Source organism: Microbispora sp. NPDC049633, assembly GCF_040675265.1.
Lineage (GTDB): Bacteria > Actinomycetota > Actinomycetes > Streptosporangiales > Streptosporangiaceae > Microbispora > Microbispora maris.
In genome coordinates this window covers 1-7,215 of record NZ_JBFAOO010000284.1, presented here as the reverse complement: position 1 = coordinate 7,215, position 7,215 = coordinate 1, and the positions used below count along the sequence as shown (strand labels likewise).

Genomic DNA, 7,215 nt, shown 5'->3' with positions numbered 1-7,215 from the left:
GACCAGGCTGCCGGCGACCGCGGCGGCGCTCCACACGCCGTTGCTCAATCCGATCGCGGTCGGGCCGTTGCCGGACCGCTGGGCCCACACGGGCAGCAGGACGGTGTTGAACGCCGCGTCCAGCAGGTTGGTGATCCCGACCATGACGATGACGGTGAGCAGCAGCGGCTCCCCCCGCAGGAAGGTGAAGCCCTCGCCGAAACGCCGCCAGTAGCCGGACGCGGCCGGGGCGTGGTCCGCCTCAGCGGGGCGTCCCATGCCGCGCGGCAGGGCGAGCGCGATGATCAGCGACCCGAGGGCGAAGCACACGGCGTTGAGGACCAGGCCGGTCAACGGCCCCAGCAACGCCACCATGAAGCCGCCGGCCGCCGGGCCGAGGGTCGAGGCCAGCCGCTCGGTCACGCCGGACAGGCCGGTCGCCCGCTCCAGCGGCACTCGGGCGCGCTCGGCCGCCTCCGGGACCATGATCTCCTTGGCCAGGTCGCCGGGGCCGCGCACGGCGCCGATGACCGCGACCAGGGCGAGCAGCACCGGGAAGGACAGCAGGCCCGTGGCGTGCAGCAGGGGCACGGCGCCGGCGGCGGCCGCGCTGGCCGCGTCGGTGCTCCAGGAGATCACTCGCGGTCCGGCCCGGTCCACCAGCGGCCCGGTCAGCGCCTTGACCACCACGTAGGGGGTCATCTCGCAGAAGGCCACCAGCCCGGTCTGGGTGGCGCTGCCGGTCGTGACCAGGACGAACCACGGCAGTGCGATGGCCGACACGCGGGTGCCGGTCAGCGCGACCGCCATGGCCGCCAGCAGCCCGCTCAGCGGGCGCAGCCTGCGGACGTGCGACGGAGCGGCGGTGATCGCGTCCTCCCCCGTCATCGCGCGTCGTCTTCCGGCGCGGCGGACGTGTCCAGTTCGGGCAATATGTGCACGATCACCGACACGCGTTCGGCGCCCGCCGGGGCGCCGTCCGCCTCCGGGATGTCCCTGCGGTGCCGGCTGACGACCGCCCACAGCTCCTCCCTCAGGGCGGTGGCCTCCTGCGGGGTCAGCCGCAGCGCCCAGTCGCTCATGTCGGTCGCGTCCCGCCACGCGGGCGGCATCGTCTGCAGCTCGTTGATCGCGCGCTGGACGCGCAGGGTGTGGGTGGCGGCGACCGACTGCAGATACGCCAGCATCGCCTCGGGCTCCCGCTCGATCAGGTCCGGGTCGTTGAGCCAGGTCGACCAGTGGGCCGCGCGCCACCAGCGCTCGCGGGCGTTCCCGCGCCCGGTGTCCTCCTCGACGAAGCCCGCGGCGGCGAGCCTGCGCAGGTGATAGCTGGCCGCGCCGGAGTTGATGTTCAGCAGCTCGGCGAGCCGGGTGGCCGTCGACGGGCCGTGCTTGCGCAGCAGGCCCACCACCTGCACCCGCACGGGATGCGCGAGCGCCCGCAGCCCCTTGGCGTCCAGGACGACCGCGTCCTGCGCGGCCGGAGAGTAAGGCGTCTCACCGTGATCGGTCATGCCCCCACCATAAACCGCAAACAGTTCTTCGCAAACATCTGTTTGCGGTTTTTGTGTCCGCCCTCACGTGAAGGACGGCGCCGGGGGCAGCTGGGACACCTGGTCCAGAACCGGCCCGAGTTCGCGCCGAGCCAGCCGGCGGATGGTCCAGACATGCCTTATCCGCGGCACGGCCGTCGGGAATCGCGTGAACCGCGCACGCCACCGGTCGTCGAAGGACAGGATCCCCTCGAGGGGGAAGTCCCACGGGAGCCCTTTGGTGCGCGGCGCGGGCGGGATGTCCGGCAGACGCGGTAGCGGCGGCCACACGGTGCCGGCCGCCTCGGCGGACGACCTCGTCGCGTACTCCTGTGCGACGCCCTCCCGGAAGGCGCGATAGTCCTCGTCGCCGTAGACGAGCAACAGCAGCCGGGCAGGTGCGACGGTGCGTACCGCTGCCGGTGCCGTCGCCGGCACCGGCAGCAGGAGGCGGACCCGATCCGACCGCCGGAAGCGGCGGCCGGATCACTGGGCTGGATCACTGGGCTGGATCATTGGGCCGGTTCGAGGGCCTCCTTGCCGTACACGGTCAGGTCGCCCTCGCCCGGCGCGGGCGGCTTCGGCGTACGGCGCATGCGCTCCTTCAGCCGCTCCACCATGGTGTAGAGCGTCGGCACCAGCACCAGCGTGAGCAGCGTCGAGGAGATCAGGCCGCCGATCACGACGATGGCCAGCGGCTGGGAGATGAACCCACCCGAACCGGTCACACCCAGCGCCATCGGGGTGAGCGCGCAGATCGTCGCGATCGCGGTCATCAGGATGGGGCGAAGCCGCCGCCGGCCGCCCTCCACCACCGCCTCCACCACGCCCAGCCCCTGCTCGCGGTACTGGTTGATCAGGTCGATCAGCACGATCGCGTTGGTGACGACGATGCCGATCAGCATCAGCATGCCGATCAGCGCGGGCACGCCGAGCGCCGTGTCGGTGGCCAGCAGCAGCCCGATCGCACCGGTCGCCGCGAACGGGATCGACACCAGCAGGATCAGCGGCTGCACCAGGCTGCGGAACGTCGCCACCATGATCATGAAGACGATCGCCACCGCGAGCAGCATGGCCAGCCCCAGATCGGCGAACGCCTCCTGCTGGTCGGAGCTCGCGCCACCGATCTCGTACGTCACCCCCGCCGGCAGCGTCAGCGTCTTCAGCGTGTCGGTGACCTTCGCGGTGATCGCCCCCAGATCGGACGCGTCGGCGGTGCCCGACACCGTCGCGGTGCGGTCGCCGTCCTGACGGGTGATCTGGGTCGGCCCGTCGGCCTTCACCACGTCGGCGACGTCACCGAGCTTCACCAGGCCCGTCGCGGTGGGAATCGAGAGCTTCCTGATCGCCGCGACGTCCTCCGGCGTGTCACCGCCGGCGCGCAGGATCACGTCGCTGGAGCGGCCGCCGACGTCGACCGAGCCGACCGGCGCGCCGCGGAACGCCTGCGCGACCAGCTGCCCGATCCCGGCCTCGGTCAGGCCGCGGGCGGCGGCCTTCTCCCGGTCCACGTGCACCTCGACCCGGGGAACGCTGTCCTCCAGGTTGGAGGCGACGTCCCGCAGTCCGTCCACCCCGGCCATCGCGTCGCGTACCGCGCCGGCCGCCGTCTTCAGCGCGGCCTGGTCCGAGCCCTGCACGATGACCTGCACCTGGTCGGAGTTGAACCCGCCGCCGCTGCCGCCGACCGTGACGTCGCCGATCCCCGTCAGGCCCTTCAGCCGTTCGCGGAGCCGCTCCTCCAGGGCGGAGGTGTCCACGCCCTCCTTCAGCGTCACCGAGAACGACGCCCGGTCGGCGGCGCCGCCGAGCCCGCCGAGGAAGCGGTTCCCGCCGCCTACCGTCACCTGGTGGGACTTCACGCCTCCGTCGGCCGCCAGCACCTCCTCGATCTTCTTGGCCGCCGCGTCGGTGGTCGCCAGGTCGGTCCCGGCCGGCATCCGCTGACTGATCTGCGTCGTGTCGTTGCCCGAGTTGTCGAGGAAGTTCGTCTTCAGATTGGGCGCCAGCGCCATCGTGGCGGCGAACACCACCACCCCGATCAGCACCGTGACCAGGCGCCGCCGGGTCGCGAACCGCAGCACCGGCAGATAGATCCGCTGCAGCGGGCTGCGCAGCTCCCTGCGCTCGGCGTCCTCGCGTACGGCCTGCGCCTCCTGCGGCGTGAGCGCGGGCGCCTTCAGGAACCAGTACGCCAGCACCGGGATGACGGTCAGCGAGACCAGCAGCGACGCCAGCAGCGCCACGGTCACCGTGATCGCGAACGGGCTGAACAACTGCCCCACCATCCCGCCGACGAAGGCGATCGGCAGGAACACCGCCACCGTGGTGAGCGTGGAGGCGGTCACCGCGCCGGACACCTCGCGCACGGCCGTGAGGATCGCCCGCCGCTTCTCCTCGCCGTAGGCGAGATGACGCTTGATGTTCTCCAGCACCACGATCGAGTCGTCGACCACCCGGCCCACGGCGATCGTCAGCGCCCCCAGCGTCAGCAGGTTCAGCGAGTAGTCGCCGATCCACAGCGCGATCAGCGCGATCACCACCGACATCGGGATCGACACCGCCGTGACCAGGGTCGAGCGGACCGACAGCAGGAACACCAGGATGACGAGCACGGCGAACGCCAGGCCCAGCAGACCCTCGGTGGTGAGGTCCTCGATGGACCGCTCGACGTACGGCGCCTGGTCGAACACCACGGTCAGCTCGGCGGTGTCGCCGAGGGCGCGCGTCAGGTCCGGCAGGGCGTCGTTGACGTCGTGGGAGATCTGCACGGCGTTGCCGTCGGGCACCATCGTGACCGACACGCCCAGGGTCGGGGTGCCGTTGGTGCGGGTGAGCGTGGTCGCGGCGGCGTCCTCGACCTTGATGTCGGCCACGGAGCCGAGCTTGACCGGCTTCGGCCGGGCCGCCGCGGCCCGCGCCTGTGCCGCCTGGGCCCCCTGTGCTGTCGCGCGCTGCGCCGCGCCCTGCCCGGCGGCCGCACCCGCGCTCTGGCCCGTGCTCTGGCCCGTGCTCTGGCCCGCGCTCGCGCCGCCGCGCTGCCCGGCCGCGCCGCCCTGACCCGCCGCCGGCGCGGCGGCGGGGGTCAGGTAGAGATTCTCGAGGTCCTTCACCGTACGCACCGGGTCGCCGATCTGCACGGTCAGCGACTTGCCGTCCTCGGTCAGCGTGCCGGCCGGGATGGACACCCCGTTGGCCCGCAGGAGGTCGGGGATGGCCGCGGCCGACAGGCCCAGCAGGGCGAGCCTGCCCTGGTCGGGGGTGATGACGACCCGCTGCTCACGGGCGCCGCTGACGGTCACGTCGCGCACGCCCTCGATCGACTGCAGCTCCGGCACCATGATCTTGTCGATCTTGTCGGCCATGGCGTGCTCGTCGCCGCCGTCGCCCACCGCGATCGCCATGACCGGGATGTCGTCGGTGCTGCCCGCCACCACCTGCGGATCGACGTCGGCCGGCAGCTGCGCCTTGATCCGGCTAACGGCCTGCTGCATCTTCCCGACCATCTGGTCGATGTCGGTGCCGAACTCGTAGGCCACCTGCACCTGCGACATCCCCTCACGGGAGGTGGAGGTGATGTCGGTGACACCGGCGATACCCTGGAACGCGCTCTCGATCGGCTTGGTGACCTGCTCCTCCACGATCTCGGGAGCGGCACCGGGATACGTCGCGACCGTGAACGCCGCCGGGAACTCCAGCGACGGGAAGAGCTGTTGCTTCAGCGAGGGGATCGCGAACAAGCCGAAACCCGCGAGCACCACCGCGATCATGATCACGAGAGTGCGGTTGGCAAGGCTCAGCCTGGCCAAGGAGGTCATCCGAGCTCCTGACATCGGGGGAAGAGTGTTCGGCCAACCCTAACACTTCGTACTATCCGAACATTCAGCTGTCGCATTAACGGCTGGTAACCTTTCCCCTCGAGAGGTGACAGTGAACGACAGCCCAGCCGAGCGGCGCACCGGAACCGGCGCGGCGGCCGCCCCCCGCCCGCAGCACGACCCCGCCACCCCTCCGGCGGCCCCGACCCCCGCACCCGCCCCTTCACAGGCCCCATCCCAGGACCCCGAGGAGGACGCCGAGCGCGGCTGTCTCATCGGCCGCCTGGCGGAGCTGCAGCGCAGCATGGGACGGTTCTTCGCCCGCGATCGCTCGATGCCGCTGCTGGCCTCCACCCTCACGATGCAGCAGCTCAAGGTCGTCATGTTCCTGTCGTTCGCCGGGTCCACCTCCGGGCAGGAGCTGGCCCGCCACCTCGGCGTCGGCCTGGCCACCGTCACCGGCATCGTCGACCGGGTCGTCGCCCAGGGCCTGGCCGCCCGGCACGAGGACCCCCACGACCGCCGCGTACGCCGCGTCGAGCTCACCGAGGCCGGGCGGCGGCTCACCACCGAGATCATCGAGGCCGGGACCGGCGGCTACATCCGCCTCCTGCGGCACCTCGACACCGAGACCCTGCGCACCATGGAGACGGTGATGCGCAAGATCGAGGACGCGATGCGCGAGATGCACGCCGACGACACCGGCACCGCCTGACCCCGTCCCCAGGCCCCGGCCGGGCCCGCTGCTACCTTGCGGCGGTATGCCGACCTACATCGAGGAACTCTTCTCGCTCACCGGCCGGGTCGCCCTGGTCACCGGAGGCAGCTCCGGCATCGGATACGCCATCGCCGAGGCGCTCGGACGGGCCGGCGCCGCCGTCGTCCTGGTCGCCCGGCGGCCCGGCGAGCTCGCCGAGGCCGTCCGCAGGCTCGAAGGCCACGGCGTGCGCGCGGCGGCGATCAGCGCCGACCTCGGCGACCGCGCCGGCATCGCCCGCGTGTGCGAGGAGGCGGACGGGTTCTTCGGCCCGATCGACATCCTCGTCAACGACGCCGCCAACAACATCCGCAGGCCCATGGCCGAGCTGAGCGCCGGCGACTACGACCAGACCATCGCCGTCAACCTCACCGCGCCGTTCCTGCTGGGGCAGCACTTCGGCCCCCGCATGGCCGCCCGGCGCCGGGGGCGGATCATCAACATCGGCTCCCAGCAGTCCATCAGCGCCTTCGGCGACAGCGGCGTGTACGGCGTCGCCAAGGCCGCCGTCTGCGGGCTGACCCGTTCCCAGGCCGAGGCGTGGTCGGCCGACGGCGTCACCAGCAACACGATCATCCCCGGCTTCGTCCTGACCCCGCTGACCGAACCCGCGCAGGCCGTCCCCGGCCGGGTCGAGCAGATGGCCGCCCGCTCCATGACCGGACGCAACGGCCTCCCCGACGACTTCCGCGGCCTGGCCGTCTTCCTCGCCTCCGACTCCTCGGCGTACGTCACGGGCCAGGCCATCTGCGTCGACGGAGGCTTCAGCGTCCACTAGGTGTGCTCCCGCCGCGGAGCGGCCGGTGAACAGGCCAAAGGACCGGCAATGACCTGTGCCGATCTCGACCGGCTCCGCCGCCGCCGCCACCCGGACGGGTATGTGCCCCACGTCCCGGCGGCACCGCAGGTGCGACAGCGACGCCGGGTCAGGAACAGGAAGGCACACACCGAGATGTCCCGCTCCCGCGCGCGCGACCCGCGCCACACCGAGGTCGTCGCGACGGCCACCGCGACCCGGCGGCTGACCATGGCCGCGCTCGTGATCACGACGGTGGGGATCGCGGCTGCGCAGCCCGCGATCGCCCGCGTAGCCCCGCACCGTCCGCCCCACGGGCCCACGGCCCACCAC

7 protein-coding genes are annotated in these 7,215 nt (G+C 72.1%); 3 read left to right on the top strand and 4 right to left on the bottom strand.

All coding sequences use genetic code 11. The features are described from left to right. The 4 genes from AB0J39_RS36835 to AB0J39_RS36820 all read right to left on the bottom strand — a co-directional run. The coding region (locus AB0J39_RS36835) for an MFS transporter (RefSeq protein ID WP_363473367.1) at positions 1 to 867 on the bottom strand (867 nt) is incomplete at its 3' end. Then, positions 864 to 1,493 (bottom strand): winged helix-turn-helix domain-containing protein, encoded by a 630-nt coding sequence (locus tag AB0J39_RS36830; protein WP_363473365.1) that lies wholly within the window; start codon positions 1,491 to 1,493, stop codon positions 864 to 866. The genes AB0J39_RS36830 and AB0J39_RS36835, both read right to left, overlap by 4 nt. Before the next feature lie 63 nt (positions 1,494 to 1,556). Continuing rightward, positions 1,557 to 1,949 (bottom strand): hypothetical protein, encoded by a 393-nt coding sequence (locus tag AB0J39_RS36825; RefSeq protein ID WP_363473362.1) that lies wholly within the window; start codon positions 1,947 to 1,949, stop codon positions 1,557 to 1,559. Between the two features lie 74 nt (positions 1,950 to 2,023). Next, positions 2,024 to 5,329 carry an efflux RND transporter permease subunit gene (locus AB0J39_RS36820; RefSeq protein ID WP_363473360.1) on the bottom strand — a complete coding sequence of 1,102 codons (3,306 nt, stop codon included), beginning with the start codon at positions 5,327 to 5,329 and terminating at the stop codon, positions 2,024 to 2,026. 112 nt (positions 5,330 to 5,441) lie between these two features. Here AB0J39_RS36820 and AB0J39_RS36815 point away from each other — a divergent pair, with 112 nt between their 5' ends. The 3 genes from AB0J39_RS36815 to AB0J39_RS36805 all read left to right on the top strand — a co-directional run. Continuing rightward, positions 5,442 to 6,044, top strand: coding sequence for a MarR family transcriptional regulator (locus AB0J39_RS36815; RefSeq protein ID WP_363473358.1), 603 nt, complete (start codon positions 5,442 to 5,444; stop codon positions 6,042 to 6,044). Between the two features lie 46 nt (positions 6,045 to 6,090). Next, positions 6,091 to 6,864, top strand: coding sequence for an SDR family oxidoreductase (locus AB0J39_RS36810; protein WP_363473356.1), 774 nt, complete (start codon positions 6,091 to 6,093; stop codon positions 6,862 to 6,864). A 48-nt stretch (positions 6,865 to 6,912) separates the two neighbouring features. Next, positions 6,913 to 7,215, top strand: a 303-nt coding sequence (locus AB0J39_RS36805) for a hypothetical protein (RefSeq protein ID WP_363473354.1), incomplete at its 3' end; no start/stop codon positions are given.